The organism is Flavobacterium kayseriense (assembly GCF_014305095.1).
Lineage (GTDB): Bacteria > Bacteroidota > Bacteroidia > Flavobacteriales > Flavobacteriaceae > Flavobacterium > Flavobacterium kayseriense.
The window spans coordinates 1,441,164-1,456,699 of sequence record NZ_JACRUI010000001.1 but is presented as its reverse complement, the minus strand read 5'-3'; the positions used below and the strand labels follow the sequence as shown (position 1 = coordinate 1,456,699).

Genomic DNA, 15,536 nt, shown 5'->3' with positions numbered 1-15,536 from the left:
CTTTTTTTGATAATTATTTAAAAGAAATTTTATCCTATATATCAGTAATGCTTGCCAGTGTGTCAGTGAACGTAATCGTTGTTGCGGGTGCAAAAGTACTGAGTCTTTACCGGTAAACAATACTTTACAACACACTTTTTTTAATCTTTTTTTAATCTTGGTTTTAACAGACTGAAAAACAATATTATTACAGTTAGTGGAAATTTGCTGTTTTGTACGTTTGTAAGAAAAAAGTATTGATTATTGTGCGGGTATATAGATTTTTGCTAGAGTTATACTTGGATAATGGAGCTATTAATAGGTATGGGCACGTAGATCATGCGAGTTTTGACCAATTAGTGGTTGTAGCAGATGTAGATGAACTTTGTTTGGCTTAATAACGATACCTTGTCCTATATATAGCTGTTATGACTATTAATTATCGTGGATTGTTTTGTCTGATTATGATTAAGCAGCAAGTGATCGTGGAGTTAATACATATCGAGTAGGTTTTCTAGCTTGAGAAAGCTGCAACGCTGATTAAACGGATTTTTGCAGATTACTGGTTCGTAGTGCGCTTATTCGTTTCTACTCGATACAGTATCGAAACTGTATACTATATGATTTGTGCTAGCGCTTTTAGACCAATCTTGATTTGGAATGTTGTAGACAGCAAATAGAAGCTATATTACAACATACTATTCTCTCCTATATATGAGGTAGTCCTTTTGAGGGGTTAAGTTTTACCAAACAACACACTCTGATCTTATTTACTCATGATAAACTGTACTATACATTAAGATGGCTTATTAATACAATTTTAGCCGCCTGTACGATGATTTACTTATGTATTATGAAAAAGATGTATATAGAACTACCACTACCCTAGCCCTGATAGCAGTGGAAATCCTTTTATGGGAATTCTTTCTCCCATAAAAGATTGAAACGAATAGCAGGAATAAGCTCCTGAAAAACCCCCTACCTATCAATACCAATACTATTTATAATAAACCTAACCGTAACCCAATAATAATGAAACAATCCTTACATATATATTGGATGTGTTTTTGTAATGGTTTATATTTGCAGTCTTAAATTAATAAACAATGATTAAGATTACTTTACCCGATGGGTCAATTAGGGAGTACGCAGCAGATGTGACTCCGATGGAGGTGGCTAAGAGCATTAGCGAAGGTTTTGCTAGAAACGTGATTTCGGCATCATTTAATGGGACCACCATTGAAACAACCACTCCTTTGACAACGGATGGTAGTCTTGTTTTATATACCTGGAATGACGAAGGTGGTAAGAAAGCATTTTGGCATTCGACTTCACACGTGATGGCACAAGTTCTTGAGGAAATGTACCCTGGTATCAAATTGACTCTTGGACCTGCAATTGCTAATGGGTTTTATTATGACGTAGATTTTGAAGAGCATAAAATCACTGAGGCAGACTTTAAAAAAATAGAAGATCGTGTACTCGAAATTTCACGCGGTAAGCACGAATTTAGTTTGCGTCCAGTATCTAAAGCAGAAGCATTAGAGATTTACAAAGACAATGTTTACAAAACAGAGATGATCACTAATCTTGAAGACGGAACGATTACGTTTTGCGATCACGATACATTTACTGATTTATGTCGCGGTGGTCATATTCCTAATACAGGGATCATCAAGGCTATGAAAGTAATGAGTGTTGCTGGTGCTTACTGGAGAGGAGACGAAAAGAATAAGCAATTGACTCGTGTTTATGGAACATCATTCCCAAAACAGAAAGACTTAACTGAATACCTTGCATTACTTGAAGAGGCAAAACGCAGAGATCATAGAAAACTAGGTAAGGAATTAGAATTATTTGCTTTTTCTCAAAAAGTTGGTCAAGGTTTGCCATTATGGTTACCAAAAGGAGCTGCATTGAGAGAACGTTTAGAGCAGTTCTTGAAAAAAGCACAAAAGAAGGCTGGTTACGAGCAAGTGGTTACCCCACACATTGGTCAGAAAGAGTTATATGTTACCTCTGGACATTATGCTAAATATGGTGCAGATAGTTTTCAACCGATAAGCACCCCACATGAAGGGGAAGAGTTTTTGCTGAAACCAATGAACTGTCCTCATCACTGCGAAATCTATAATGTAAGACCATGGTCATACAAAGATTTACCAAAACGTTATGCTGAATTTGGAACCGTATACCGATATGAACAAAGTGGAGAACTACATGGTTTGACACGCGTACGCGGATTTACCCAGGATGACGCACATATTTTTTGCACTCCAGAACAATTAGACGAGGAGTTCAAGAAAGTAATCGACTTGGTACTTTATGTATTTGGTTCATTAGGATTTGAAAATTTTACAGCTCAAATTTCACTAAGAGATAAAGAGAACAGAGAAAAGTATATTGGTACTGATGAAAATTGGGAAAAAGCTGAGAATGCAATTATCAATGCGGCTGCTGACAAAGGTTTAAACACTGTAATCGAATATGGCGAAGCCGCTTTCTACGGACCAAAGTTAGATTTCATGGTAAAAGATGCCTTGGGTAGACAATGGCAATTAGGAACAATTCAAGTAGACTACAACCTACCGGAACGTTTTGATTTAACATATAAAGGATCTGACAATGAATTACACAGACCAGTGATGATTCACAGAGCGCCATTTGGTTCTATGGAACGTTTTATAGCCATACTTTTAGAACATACAGCAGGAAATTTCCCACTGTGGCTTATGCCTGAACAGGCTATTATATTGTCTTTGAGTGAGAAATATGAAATATATGCCAAAAAAGTTTTAGATTTGCTAGAAAATCACGAAATTCGCGGGCTGATTGATAACCGAAGCGAAACTATTGGTAAGAAAATTAGGGATGCCGAAATGCAAAAAATCCCGTTTATGCTAATTGTAGGTGAAGAGGAAGAGAAAAATGGCACTATTTCTATTCGTAGACATGGCCAAGAAGGAAAAGGCAATATTACCGTTACGATTGAAGAATTCGCTACTATAGTGAACGAAGAAATCAAAAAAACATTAAAAGTATTTACAGTTTAACTTAAATTATAAAGTCATAGCAATAAGAAGCAACAGAGGTTACCAACCTCGCGTAGAAAAAAAGGATGCCCACAGAATAAACAATCTTATTCGTGGAGTGCAAGAAGTACGTCTTGTAGGTGAGAACATAGAGCCTGGAGTTTTTAAACTTTCGGAAGCTTTACGTTTAGCGGATCAATTTGAACTAGATTTAGTTGAAATTTCACCAAATGCTGAACCGCCAGTTTGTAAAATCATGGATTACAAGAAGTTTGTATACGAGCAAAAGAAACGTGACAAAGTCTTGAAAGCTAAATCTACACAGGTTACTGTCAAGGAAATTCGTTTTGGACCTCAGACAGATGAGCATGATTATGAATTTAAAAGAAAGAACGCTGAGAAATTCTTAAAAGAAGGTGCTAAGCTAAAAGCTTTTGTATTCTTTAAAGGTCGTTCTATTATTTATAAAGATCAAGGACAAATCTTATTATTGAGATTAGCTACAGATTTAGAAGAATTTGGTAAAGTAGAAGCGATGCCAGTTCTTGAAGGAAAGAGAATGATTATGTTCATTGCTCCTAAAAAGAAAAAATAAGTCTGAAAGTCAAAAGTCTTAAAGTTAAAAGTACTCAACTTTCGACTTTAAGACTTTAAAAACTTTACGAATAAATAAGATAAGTAAGTAAGAATAAATTAAAACACTAGGAAAAAATGCCTAAAATGAAAACCAAATCTAGCGCCAAGAAACGATTTAAAGTTACTGGTTCTGGAAAGATTAAAAGAAAGCATGCTTTTAAAAGTCACATCTTGACTAAAAAATCTAAAAAACGTAAATTAGCTTTGACACACTCAGCGTTAGTTCACAAAACAGATATGAAAAGTATCAAACAACAATTAAGAATTATCTAATAAAAGGAGTGGGTCTTAAGAATTAAGTATTGAGACTAAACCTTATAGATTTCTTTAGGTTAAAACAATTTAAAATAACCTTGGAGTATGGCCATTAAGTGCTTTTGATTCAATTCAAGCCGCCTGCTACAAAAAAAACATAAAAATTATGCCAAGATCGGTAAATTCAGTTGCTAAAAGAGCAAGAAGAAAAAAAATAATGAAGCAAGCCAAAGGTTTCTTTGGTAGACGTAAAAACGTTTGGACAGTTGCTAAGAATGCGGTAGAGAAAGCAATGTGCTACGCTTACCGTGACAGAAAAGTGAACAAAAGAAATTTCCGAGCATTATGGATTCAACGTATTAACGCTGGAGCTAGATTGGAAGGAATGTCTTATTCACAGTTCATGGGTAAAGTAAAAAAGAACAATATCGAATTGAACCGTAAAGTTCTTGCAGATTTGGCTATGAACCACCCTGAAGCTTTCAAAGCAATACTTAATAAAGTAAAATAAACGTTTTATCAACTCAATTTAAGATTACTTACTTATAGAAAAATCCCAATCTAACGATTGGGATTTTTTTTTGGAATACATATAACAATTAAGTTCAAACTTTACTAAAATAAGCTGTACAAAAAAAAATTAAAAAAATTAGACTGATTATGGTTTACCGTAATTAAGTCAACAAAATTGCATTTAAATTTGCCTCGTTAACAAATAAAAGATAAACGATGTACAAATTTACTACTGAAGACTTAGCTTATGCAGGCTACTTCAAAAATGAAAAAAGTAAAAATGAAGAGTTACAGTCACCACAAAACTGTACTACTATTGACAAAATAGTAGAACTTGAAGTTTTACAATTTTGCAACCAGTTTCTAAACAAGTACAAAGTTCCAAAAACAAAAACTAGCTTTCAGAAGGTAGAAGCTTTACTACAGCATACAGAACTAGAGAACGAAACAGATAAAGAGAAAATAGCAGACTGGATTGCTACTAATTGGATTAAGAAATGAAACCAACTACGTAAATCCAAGCATTCCTAATTACTGACCAAATCAAAAATCAAGGTACATCCTAATAGTAATGAACTCATATAAAATCATAATTATTACCCTCAACATTTTAGTGGCTACAATATCTTGTGTTGACAAAAAAGGTTATCACTCACTTACGCCTCATCATTATAATGCTAAAGAAAATCAAGAATTCCACAAAAAAAAAGTCATCGACTTCAAGATTACCGGAAGAAAAATAAAAAATGATAAAATGAAAGGTCAACAAAACTATCCTGTTTCAGGAACTGATGAAGACGGCAATTTAGTTACAGGGGAAGTAGTTCTTGAGGGTAAAGCAGGATTTGGGTCCTTGACTAAAATAGACAAAAGCAAGATAGAGATCATTGCTGAATGGTCAGCGAATAAAAATAGACTCATAGCAACAGATGAATATGGATATTTGTATCAGTTACATATTGAAGAATAAACTGCTTTTTCCACTAATAACCATAATGTAAATTAAACTCATATCAAATACGTGACAATATAAGTACGAAAAATAAACAATAAAAATTATTTGTATAACAGAATACGACCTCCTATAAGATCTAAACTAATTTAAAAAACAGACATCCCAGTTTTAGTCGTTAATACCTCTAATGCATGCATTCCCAACTCTGAATTTCCTTTCTTATTTAATTTTGGAGACCAGGTTGCAACTACGAAAACCTTAGGGTATAATGCTACAATTCCACCACCGATTCCACTCTTACCTGGCAATCCTACTTTATAGGTGAATTCTCCAGATTCATCATAAAAGCCACAAGTTTGCATTAAGGCATTAAGCCTCTTTACTTGACTTTTTGTCAAAATCTTATTCCCATCTTTAGTCTCTCCTTCATTAGCAAAAAAGAAAAAAGAATGCGCTAGTTCTTGACAGTTCATTTCGATTGAACATTGATGAAAATAGAAGTCCAAAACATCATCGACATTGTTATCAATATTTCCAAATGACTTTAAGAAATTAGCTAATGCAGCGTTTCTAAAACCATTATCTTTTTCTGATTGTGCGACAGCTATATTATAATCGATTGTATTACTTCCTGAAATCTTTCTTATAAATTGTAAAAAATCTTCCTTTGGATTTGCTAAGCAAGAAACTAGCATATCAGCAATAACAATAGCGCCTGAGTTTATAAAAGGGTTTCTAGGAATTCCCTTTTCATACTCTAATTGTACCAAAGAATTAAAAGCCGTACCAGAAGGCTCAACACCTACTCTTTTCCATACTTTTTCGTCTAGATAAGAAAAGGCTAACGCAACTGTTAATGCTTTTGATATACTTTGAATAGAAAATCGTTCTTGGCTATCACCAATACCAAAATCCTTTGCCTCTATTGTAGTAAGATGAATGCCAAATTTGTTTGGATCAATCTTGGCTAGTTCAGGAATCGTTGTGGTGACATTTCCTAATGAAGAAAAATCCAGTAATTCTTCTTGTATTTCTTTTAAAATATCTTGGTACTGCATTATTTGAATTTATATAAATCAGATTATGTGTTATACGAAATTAAGTTTTCTGCTTTCTTTTTTTTGCAGCAGGAAACAAAACATTGTTAAGAATTAATCGGTAACCCGGAGAGCTAGGATGTAAATCTAAAATAGTAGTAGGATCACCAACTTGGTGCTGATAATCTTCGGGATCATGCCCACCGTAAAAAGTAAACATACCTTTACCTTTTTGACCATGAATATATCTGGCTTCGCCATTTATCTCACATGTCCCCATTATTAATACATTAGACTTAACTACGGCAGCGTTAAAAGCAGTAGTTTGTCCCATAAAACCTTTTACTATTTGAGTATGATTTTGGCACAACATAGATGGAATAGGGTCCCATTTAGCCGAGAATTCCATAAGACTAAAATAATCTTTATCCATTGGAAGCTTCCTTACCTCTGTCATATCAATATCTGAGAATTCATATTTTTCGGGCCTACGTTCTAGTATAAAATCTTTGAAGGCAAAAGATTTATTGAAATCTATTCTAGATTGATAATTAGCTTCACTAGCATCCCCATCAAACATTGGCTCACATATATCGACACCATCGGCCGCCAATGCAATATCAAAACTATCTGTTGCGGAACACATGGCGAACATGAATCCACCTCCTACTACAAAATCTCTAATTTTGTTTGCAACAGCACCTTTTTCTTGCGAAACTTTACTAAAGCCTAACTTAGAAGCCAAATTTTCAGCTTCCTTTTTCTGTTCAATATACCAAGGTACATTTTTGTAGGAGCCAAAAAACTTTCCATATTGTCCCGTAAAATCTTCATGATGTAAATGCAGCCAGTCATAGAGAACAAGCTGATCACTTAAAACTTCTTCGTCGTAGATCGCTGTAAAAGGAATTTCAGCATAAGTCAAAACTAATGTGACAGCATCGTCCCAAGGCATTTTACCTTTAGGAGTGTAAACTGCAATTTTTGGTGCTTTTTCAAGAACAACAGATTCCATATTTTGAGAAGGACTAGCAATTTGGTTTAAAATACTTTCTTGTTCTGTGTCTGATAAAATCTCAAAGCTTACCCCTCTTATTTGACACTCTTTTCTAATCTCTTGTACATCTGGTAGTAGAAATGAACCTCCTCTATAATTAAGCAACCAACTCGCTTTGTATTCCTTGGACAAACACCAAAACGTAATTCCATAGGCTTTTAAATGATTTTGCTGAGTAGTCTCATCCATAGGTAGCAAAATATAAGAAGCCCTAGCGAATGTAGCACTTAAAAATAAAAATAAAAAGAAGACTTTTTTTAGATTGATCATGAGTTTTTAAATAGTATATACAAAGAATAATACAACATATTAATTTACCGTAATACTTACCAAGGTACCAATTTGTAATCAAACTATGAAATAAGAAACAAATTTTGCCGTACAGATTACAATAATAAATTAAAAAATCAAGTATTTATACGCGTACTCACGTGGAGAGATATGTATAAATTAGCACTATCAATAGTTTTGTAGACTAAACAGCCTAACCATCAAAATACAAAAATGACAACGTTAAAAAGAATAGGTGTCTTACTTTTAATTATTACCATAATTGTTTATTACGTTATGGCTATTAAATATTTAAAAACCTAAAAATATTAGTTATATGTTCTTACAATGTTATTTTGAATTGCATAAACTACTAGGCCTGCAATATTTTTAGATTCAGTTTTAAGTAACAAATTATTCCTATGCCCTTCTACTGTCCGTGGGCTGATAGATAAAACATCAGCTATCTCAGCAGTAGTTTTCTGTTCACAAATCAATTGTAAAATTTCAACTTCTCGATTTGTTAAAAAATGATTTAATAATGTATTTCTATTTTTCGTATTAACACTGGAATCATCTTGAATTATCTTTAATACATTGTCATTGTAAAAAAATCCCTTATCCGCTACCTCCCTTATAGTTGAAACTAATTCTTGAGGACTAGCATTTTTTACAATGTAAGATGAAGCACCAATGTCAATCATATTTCTAATAAAAGAATTCGAATCATAGCTAGTTAGGGCAATAATTTTAACAGCAGGAAAATCTTTAGCAAGAATTTTAGTTGCTTCCACTCCATCAAGTACCGGCATTTTTAAATCTGTCAAAACAATGTGTGGTAAAACCTTAGTACCCTGCAAATAAGTTAACAATTCAAACCCATTAGCAGCTTCATGCACTACTTCTACATCTTCCTCTCTGTCTAATAAAAATAATATTCCTTTTCTAAAGAGCACTTCATCATCAACTAAAACAATTTTTATTGAATCATTCATAATTTAAAAATGTAAAATTATAGCAACACCCTTATTATAAGTTGACTTAATTGTGATAGATCCATTTAAAAAATCAACTCTACTTTGTATGTTTTTCATACCAAGACCGTTTTGATTTCTAATATCATTAGTATCGAAGCCAACCCCGTCGTCAGTATAGTTACATATTTTGCTTCCATCAATCATTTCGAAAGAAATAGCTATTGACTTCGCTTTACCATGTCGAATAGAATTATTAATCAACTCCTGTACTATTCGAAATAAATGCAAACTTTTATCTTTTGCCATATCTTCAAAAGCGATCGTGTTTTTATAAGTAACGATAACAGAATTAGTAGCGTTGTATTCAGAACATAGCTCATCTAAACCAGCATCTAATCCAAACCTATCTAAAACTGGAGGCAATAAATCATGCGCTATTCTCCTAGTACTTTGCAGCGCCTTGGCAGTTAACTCGATTATATTTGTTGATATTTCAAAAGTTTCATCGCTTGTTAAATTCTTTTTGTTTAGTAAATGACTATTTAGCGAAACAACATTCAACTTAGAGCTTATATCATCGTGTAAATCTTGAGCTATCCTTTTGCGTTCTGTTTCTTGTGTTATAAGTATTGCACGCAGTTGCTCGCGTTGATACTGTATTTCTAAATTTTTTTTCTCTAATTCCTTCTGAATGATTTTTTTTCTAGAGAAGAAAAAAAACAATATTAATCCAGCCGCTAAAATTATGAAAAACAAGGAAGTATATAATATTATAGTAATAATTTCCTTTTCGTACAAGTTATTAATTCCCATTTTTAATAGTTAACTGCTTTAAATAAAATGACTTCTTCCATTCGAATAAAATGAAGAGGTGATAGACAATGATTAAAGTAGCATTCAAAGTCCACGGTAAAAATCTATACTCTTTACTAAGAACCGCCGTTAAGTTACCTACAAAAAACAGAATTGTGCTTCCGGATAGATACAACAGTATACCAATTGTGCAATAGTAAAAAACTTTTCTTTCTGTCAATAAGTTGTATAGATGCATGGACGCTAAAGCGAGAATTAAAAAAGAAGTTACAAATATTTCGAACAAGTTGAATTTAAAAAAAACCGCTGGATCTAAAACATATTGAACTGCGAGTATAGACAAGCCACTCCCCATAATCCAATCGCATATATTCTTTTGTTTCTTGGATAAAAATAAACTTTTGAAAAACAAACTCAAAGCCATAAACTGGCCTATAAAATAGAAATGAGATAAAAAAAGGTTTTCCTGACCAAAATTGGTTACTACCTTTGAAGCTACTTGAATTAAAACTGTAAAAACTAGATAAATAGAGAATATTTTAAAAGCTTTCTCCTGTTTGGAATACTCTTTTAAATACAATCCTACATTGAGCAGCAATAAGGCATATCCGATATTTATAATTGTATAATGCAAAATATGGTTTTAATTTAAAGGACTGGTAGTGTCTCCTGTATGCGGAGGACTTGGTTCAGAAAAATCATAAACAACTGGACTCTCATCTTCTCCCTGAATAATTGATTGAGAACCAAAGACATCACGGTATATACCTGTCGCTGTCTCCAACTCTGCTCCTACAAAAATCAGCGTGCTTAGCTTGTCGTCATTTATTCCTATGTAGGCTCTAACTTTATTTGTATTCAACTTTAGAACCATCTCCAAAGTTTCCCTCGGTATAAGATAGGAATTAACCTTTTTTTTTGAAGCATCAAAATCTAACTCTTCTCTGTAGTTCTTAGTCCATGTCTCTGCAATTTTTAAGGGAATTGCCACATCTTGAGGAGCATTTTCTTTATCCATTTTTTTAAATTTAAATAATTGATATTAATAAATAAACAACACGAACGGCTAATCTACAAATTTATATTATTAAACATATCAAGATATGTAATTATGCAAATGCTACAATTACTTTTAAAACAACACTGTTGCTATACCTAAATTAAAATGGCATTTCATTATCATCATCGTCATCGTTTAAATTACTACCAAAAGCATCATGAGCTGAAGGCAAATTTTTAGTTATAAATGCATTTTCGTCTTGATTCATCGAAGAAGGTAAATCATCGTAACCACTACCATAATCATCAAGATTATCAAACTTACCAAGATGACCTATAAATTTTAAACGCACGTTTTCGATACTACCATTACGGTGTTTTGCGATCATTATCTCTGCTTGACCTGCGGTAGGCGAAGCTTCGTCGTCATCCCACTCGTCAATTTTATAATATTCAGGACGATATAAAAACGAAACGATATCTGCATCTTGTTCGATCGCTCCTGATTCACGAAGATCGGACAGTAAAGGTCGTTTACTTGATCCACGCGTTTCAACAGCACGCGAAAGCTGAGAAAGTGCAATTACAGGCACATTTAACTCCTTTGCTAATGCCTTAAGATTTCGAGATATTGTAGAAATTTCTTGTTCTCTATTTCCTCCACCTTTGCTATTTCCACCTGCAGTCATCAACTGTAAATAGTCAACAATAATAATTCGGATTCCGTGTTGAGAAACTAAACGTCTCGCTTTTGCTCTTAAATCAAAAATGGAAAGAGAAGGCGTATCATCAATGAATAATGGCGCTTTTTCTAAATTCTTCACTTTGGTACTCAATTGTTCCCATTCATGTTTCTCTAATTTACCCGTACGCAGTTTTTCTGAAGACAATCCCGTTTCTGAGGAAATTAAACGGGTTATTAACTGCACAGATGCCATCTCAAGAGAAAACAAGGCCACAGGCATATTAAAATCAATAGCCATATTTCTAGCCATGGACAGTACAAACGCGGTTTTTCCCATCGCAGGTCTAGCGGCAATAATAATTAAATCACTTGGTTGCCATCCTGAGGTCAATTTGTCTAATTTATCGAAACCAGTTGCAACACCACTTAAACCTTCTTGACCTGCTATTTCTTCGATTCGTTTTTTAGCTTGTAGAACTAGACTTTGGGCTGTTTCAGAACTACGTTTGATATTACCTTGAGTTACCTCGTATAATTTCGATTCTGCTTTGTCTAATAAATCAAAAACATCTGCAGTTTCATCATACGAGTCTTCGATTATTTCTGTTGAAATTCGAATTAAACTTCTTTGGATGAATTTTTGTAAAATTATCCTCGAGTGAAATTCGATGTGGGCAGATGAAGATATTTTTTGCGTTAATTGAATTAGATAAAAATCGCCGCCAGCTAATTCTAACTTGGCGTTCTTTTTTAACTGAGATGATACCGTCAATAAATCAATAGGTTGAGTATCTGTAAATAATTGAACTATGGCTTCAAAAATATGTTTGTGCGCTTCTTTATAAAACGCATCCGGTTGTAAAATATCAATTACATCATCAACACCCTTTTTATCAATCATCATGGCACCTAAAACTGCCTCTTCTAGCTCTATAGCTTGCGGTTGTAATTTCCCTTTTTCGAGGCTAATAATAGTAGATTTATCTACCTTGACCGGGTTTATATTTTTGAAATTTTCCATGAAGCGAAAGTAAGATAATTTTAAAAAAAATCACTCTTGAGTTATTACAAATATTTGTTTATAAATACAGCTATTTTGTTTATAACCAAAAAAAAATCCGAAACTGTGGGGCTTCGGATTGATATAGTGTTTTGAGCAGTTATTCTTTAAACTCACCCATTTTAGTGTACTTATCCATTCTTTGAGAGATTAAGTCGGCTGTTGATAAGTCTTTCAACTCATCATATGCTTTTAGAATATAATGCTCTACCGTTTTAAATGTAGTCTCTCTATCGTAATGAGCTCCACCAAGTGGCTCAGGTATAATATCATCAATTAATTTTTGCTTTTTCATATCAGAAGAAGTCAATTTCAAAGCTTCTGCAGCTTGTTCTTTGTACTCCCAGCTTTTCCATAAAATAGAAGAGCAAGATTCTGGAGAAATTACTGAATACCATGTGTTTTCTAACATATATACACGATCTCCAACTCCTATTCCTAGAGCACCACCTGAAGCACCTTCACCAACGATAATCGTAATAATAGGCACAGTAAGACGTACCATCTCAAAAATATTTCTAGCAATCGCTTCCCCTTGCCCACGCTCCTCTGCTTCTAATCCCGGGTATGCACCTGGAGTATCGATTAAAGTTACTACTGGAATACCAAATTTCTCTGCCATTTTCATTAAGCGCAACGCTTTACGATATCCCTCAGGATTAGCCATACCAAAGTTGCGGTACTGACGTGTTTTAGTGTTATACCCTTTTTGTTGACCAATGATCATAAAAGACTGTCCGCCTATTTTACCTAAACCACCAATCATCGCTTTATCATCTTTGAAACCTCTATCTCCGTGAAGCTCTAGAAAAGTTTCGCCAAAAAGTGCTTTAATATGGTCTAAAGTATAAGGTCTGCTAGGGTGTCTTGACAGCTGAACACGTTGCCACGCTGTTAAGTTCTTATAAATATTTTTTTTGGTTTCAATTAACTTCTTATTGATTTGTTTACAAGTATTTGTAACGTCAACATCTGATTCTTGACCAATAACTAGACACTTATCTAATTGCTCTTCTAGCTCTTTTATTGGAAGCTCAAAATCTAAATATTCCATAGGATTTGTGCGTTTTGTTTTTTTTATTCGGAACTGCAAATATAAAATATTAAATCGTTTGCACCTCTTTATTTTTAATTTAACTACTCATTGACTTCAAAAATTAGTATTTGATAAACTTTTATTGCCGTCTTCTAGATTGAAACAAAATGGCTATACTAAAAATTAAAGTCACTTCTATACAATCTAACCACCGATGGTAAAAGCAAGCAATTACTTTGTTTCTAATTTTTTATCTATTACTCTATTCATGTAATCTTCGATAAAAGCTTTACAACTTAATTCTATTTGATCCATTTCTTTATTTCTGTTTTTGATCAAATTAAACTTCAGCGCCTTATCATCTTTATCATAGAACCCAAGTACTTTTTTACCGTCAAAAGTACAGATGTAATTCCCTTTTGCAAATTGATAAATTGTTCCTGTAGAATTAATTACAAAAGGTTCCGTAGTTGCTTTATCTAATAGACTTCGTCCCCAGCTTCTAAAAGGTTTATCATAACCAATCATATCTAAAATTGTTGGGTAAATATCTATTTGTTGCGCCCACTGATCGTCTACACCAACATACTCACTATTTGGCTTGTAAATCAAAATTGGAACAGCATACCGATTAATTGGTTTTTGGTATTCATCATAATATATTTGATTACAATGGTCAGCAACCAGTACGAAAATGGTATTATCGAACCATGGTTTCTTTTTCGCTTCCTCAAAAAAACGTTTGAGCGCGAAGTCAGTATATTCAGCGCATTTATGAATAGGTACGCCACCTTCCTTAAAGCGATTTTTATACTTTTTAGGAATGTTATAAGGTTCGTGTGAAGAGACTGTGAAAACTGTTGCAAAGAAAGGTGTTTTCTTCTTGTCCAAAGTGTTTTTCATAAACTGAAGAAAGGGTTCGTCCCAGATACCCCAAAAACCATCAAATTGCGAATCATCATTAAACTCTGTTCTACCATAGTAATGATCTATTCCTAATATGTTACTAAAACCTAAAAATCCCATCGATCCATTAGCAGCACCGTGGAAAAACGAAGTGTCGTATCCTTCACTTTTCAGAGTAGAAACCAATGACTCAATTTTTTGTTTTGGGTATGGTGATGAAGTAAAGGCGTCTTTAAATGAAGGTATTCCTGCTAATACTGACGACATCCCATGAATAGATTGTCTTCCATTAGCGTAAGCATTCGTATAAACCATACTATGCTGTGCTAAGGAATCAAGGAATGGGGCATGACTTTTATAATTTGGGATATTTGCTTTTTCATTAAAAGCACCTATATACTCTCGTCCATAACTTTCTAAAATAAAAACAACAACATTAGGTTTAGTTTTAGGGTTATTATGATAGCTTTTAATAGGCTGGACAAGCTTATTTATCACTTCCTGATTAACTCCCTCATATTTCACTTTTACAAAACCATTAGTAAACAAAGTTCTAAAAATAGCAAAAGGGGTGTTCAATACTATGTCAGAATGAACGATATTTTTAACATGCCTACTTGCATCAAGCATATTGATGGGCCTAGTAGATTTTTTAAAATCCCCTCCTCTAATACCACCTATGACTAATAAAGCAGTTAATAAAAAACTAACTATTGAAAAGCTAAAATAAGGTATCCACTTCGTAGGTTTAAATGACTTTACAGTGACTTTTTTATAGAGATACACCCAAACAATAGAACACAGTACGAATAATATAAACACATGCCAATATTCTAGTAAGAAATTCAAAAACAATTTGGTTTTATTTGTTTCATGTTCCAAGACATCTAATGCTGCCGATGTTGTTCTAGCAAAGGTGAACTTATAATAAATAAAATCAATGAAATTAGTAGCATATGTTACTAAATTAGACCCGAAATAAAGATAAAAAAGAAACTTATGATATCCTTGATTAGTGTTTCGCCATAACGGAAATATAGAAAACACAATGAATAAAACATTCACATATAGAATGGCAGTGGTATCAAAAGCTAAGCCATAATAACTCAATGATAAAAAGTCAGATACCGAATCAACTCTAAGTAAATCAGCATTATAAAAATAAAACAATACACGAGCAATAAAATAAAATAGATAAGCCAAAGAAAGCCTATAGATTAAAACTTTGAACTCGTCGAGGCGCAAGTGTTTTTGCATTTTGTGATTTTTAATTAATAAAACTGGGCAAAGGTATTATAATGAATTCATAAAAAATACATAAATAGA

Annotated in this window: 15 protein-coding genes; 6 read left to right on the top strand and 9 right to left on the bottom strand. The window is 33.3% G+C overall.

The genetic code is table 11. From position 1 onward, the window contains the following. Positions 1-1,085: 1,085 nt before the first annotated feature. The 6 genes from thrS to H8R22_RS06325 all read left to right on the top strand — a co-directional run bounded on the left by thrS (position 1,086) and on the right by H8R22_RS06325 (position 5,385). The gene (gene thrS / locus H8R22_RS06350) at positions 1,086-3,032 is read left to right on the top strand and encodes a threonine--tRNA ligase (protein WP_187008410.1); all 1,947 of its coding nucleotides are present in this window, start codon (positions 1,086-1,088) and stop codon (positions 3,030-3,032) included. A 16-nt stretch (positions 3,033-3,048) separates the two neighbouring features. Continuing rightward, on the top strand, positions 3,049-3,606 hold the full coding sequence (gene infC, locus H8R22_RS06345) for a translation initiation factor IF-3 (RefSeq protein ID WP_394336299.1): 558 nt from the start codon (positions 3,049-3,051) through the stop codon (positions 3,604-3,606). Between the two features lie 116 nt (positions 3,607-3,722). Next, a complete protein-coding gene (gene rpmI, locus H8R22_RS06340) occupies positions 3,723-3,920 on the top strand; it encodes a 50S ribosomal protein L35 (protein ID WP_022827375.1) in 198 nt (65 codons plus the stop codon). A gap of 148 nt (positions 3,921-4,068) precedes the next feature. Beyond that, entirely contained in the window at positions 4,069-4,413 is a 345-nt protein-coding gene (gene rplT / locus H8R22_RS06335; RefSeq protein ID WP_026708677.1) for a 50S ribosomal protein L20, read from the top strand. A gap of 218 nt (positions 4,414-4,631) precedes the next feature. Next, positions 4,632-4,916 carry a hypothetical protein gene (locus H8R22_RS06330; protein WP_187008411.1) on the top strand — a complete coding sequence of 95 codons (285 nt, stop codon included), beginning with the start codon at positions 4,632-4,634 and terminating at the stop codon, positions 4,914-4,916. Between the two features lie 253 nt (positions 4,917-5,169). Beyond that, on the top strand, positions 5,170-5,385 hold the full coding sequence (locus tag H8R22_RS06325) for a hypothetical protein (RefSeq protein ID WP_187008412.1): 216 nt from the start codon (positions 5,170-5,172) through the stop codon (positions 5,383-5,385). A 131-nt stretch (positions 5,386-5,516) separates the two neighbouring features. Here the strand turns inward: H8R22_RS06325 and H8R22_RS06320 are convergent, their stop codons facing one another. The 9 genes from H8R22_RS06320 to H8R22_RS06280 all read right to left on the bottom strand — a co-directional run bounded on the left by H8R22_RS06320 (position 5,517) and on the right by H8R22_RS06280 (position 15,467). Beyond that, complete coding sequence (locus H8R22_RS06320; protein ID WP_187008413.1) at positions 5,517-6,428, bottom strand: glutaminase; 912 nt, start codon at positions 6,426-6,428, stop codon at positions 5,517-5,519. A gap of 40 nt (positions 6,429-6,468) precedes the next feature. After that, positions 6,469-7,734, bottom strand: coding sequence for an asparagine synthetase B (locus tag H8R22_RS06315; RefSeq protein WP_187008414.1), 1,266 nt, complete (start codon positions 7,732-7,734; stop codon positions 6,469-6,471). Positions 7,735-8,063: 329 nt separating this feature from the next. Next, on the bottom strand, positions 8,064-8,729 hold the full coding sequence (locus H8R22_RS06310; RefSeq protein ID WP_187008415.1) for a response regulator transcription factor: 666 nt from the start codon (positions 8,727-8,729) through the stop codon (positions 8,064-8,066). 3 nt (positions 8,730-8,732) lie between these two features. Then, on the bottom strand, positions 8,733-9,524 hold the full coding sequence (locus tag H8R22_RS06305) for a sensor histidine kinase (RefSeq protein ID WP_187008416.1): 792 nt from the start codon (positions 9,522-9,524) through the stop codon (positions 8,733-8,735). Further along, on the bottom strand, positions 9,514-10,158 hold the full coding sequence (locus H8R22_RS06300) for a hypothetical protein (RefSeq protein ID WP_222616875.1): 645 nt from the start codon (positions 10,156-10,158) through the stop codon (positions 9,514-9,516). The genes H8R22_RS06305 and H8R22_RS06300 overlap by 11 nt, the downstream gene beginning before the upstream one ends. Before the next feature lie 9 nt (positions 10,159-10,167). After that, positions 10,168-10,542: a hypothetical protein gene (locus H8R22_RS06295; protein ID WP_187008417.1), complete on the bottom strand. Its 375-nt coding sequence runs from the start codon at positions 10,540-10,542 to the stop codon at positions 10,168-10,170. A 142-nt stretch (positions 10,543-10,684) separates the two neighbouring features. Beyond that, entirely contained in the window at positions 10,685-12,229 is a 1,545-nt protein-coding gene (dnaB, locus tag H8R22_RS06290) for a replicative DNA helicase (RefSeq protein ID WP_187008418.1), read from the bottom strand. Positions 12,230-12,368: 139 nt separating this feature from the next. Beyond that, positions 12,369-13,322, bottom strand: a complete 954-nt coding sequence (locus H8R22_RS06285) for an acetyl-CoA carboxylase carboxyltransferase subunit alpha (protein WP_187008419.1) — start codon at positions 13,320-13,322, stop codon at positions 12,369-12,371. Between the two features lie 213 nt (positions 13,323-13,535). After that, positions 13,536-15,467, bottom strand: a complete 1,932-nt coding sequence (locus H8R22_RS06280) for an LTA synthase family protein (RefSeq protein ID WP_187008420.1) — start codon at positions 15,465-15,467, stop codon at positions 13,536-13,538. Positions 15,468-15,536 lie beyond the last annotated feature (69 nt).

Excerpts from the sequence above, each read along its gene's own strand:
- thrS (WP_187008410.1), top strand. The coding sequence starts at position 1,086 with ATGATTAAGATTACTTTACCCGATGGGTCAATTAGGGAGTACGCAGCA.
- rpmI (WP_022827375.1), top strand. The coding sequence starts at position 3,723 with ATGCCTAAAATGAAAACCAAATCTAGCGCCAAGAAACGATTTAAAGTT.
- rplT (WP_026708677.1), top strand. The coding sequence starts at position 4,069 with ATGCCAAGATCGGTAAATTCAGTTGCTAAAAGAGCAAGAAGAAAAAAA.
- H8R22_RS06330 (WP_187008411.1), top strand. The coding sequence starts at position 4,632 with ATGTACAAATTTACTACTGAAGACTTAGCTTATGCAGGCTACTTCAAA.
- H8R22_RS06325 (WP_187008412.1), top strand. The coding sequence starts at position 5,170 with ATGAAAGGTCAACAAAACTATCCTGTTTCAGGAACTGATGAAGACGGC.
- H8R22_RS06320 (WP_187008413.1), bottom strand. The coding sequence starts at position 6,428 with ATGCAGTACCAAGATATTTTAAAAGAAATACAAGAAGAATTACTGGAT.
- H8R22_RS06315 (WP_187008414.1), bottom strand. The coding sequence starts at position 7,734 with ATGATCAATCTAAAAAAAGTCTTCTTTTTATTTTTATTTTTAAGTGCT.
- H8R22_RS06310 (WP_187008415.1), bottom strand. The coding sequence starts at position 8,729 with ATGAATGATTCAATAAAAATTGTTTTAGTTGATGATGAAGTGCTCTTT.
- H8R22_RS06305 (WP_187008416.1), bottom strand. The coding sequence starts at position 9,524 with ATGGGAATTAATAACTTGTACGAAAAGGAAATTATTACTATAATATTA.
- H8R22_RS06295 (WP_187008417.1), bottom strand. The coding sequence starts at position 10,542 with ATGGATAAAGAAAATGCTCCTCAAGATGTGGCAATTCCCTTAAAAATT.
- dnaB (WP_187008418.1), bottom strand. The coding sequence starts at position 12,229 with ATGGAAAATTTCAAAAATATAAACCCGGTCAAGGTAGATAAATCTACT.
- H8R22_RS06285 (WP_187008419.1), bottom strand. The coding sequence starts at position 13,322 with ATGGAATATTTAGATTTTGAGCTTCCAATAAAAGAGCTAGAAGAGCAA.
- H8R22_RS06280 (WP_187008420.1), bottom strand. The coding sequence starts at position 15,467 with ATGCAAAAACACTTGCGCCTCGACGAGTTCAAAGTTTTAATCTATAGG.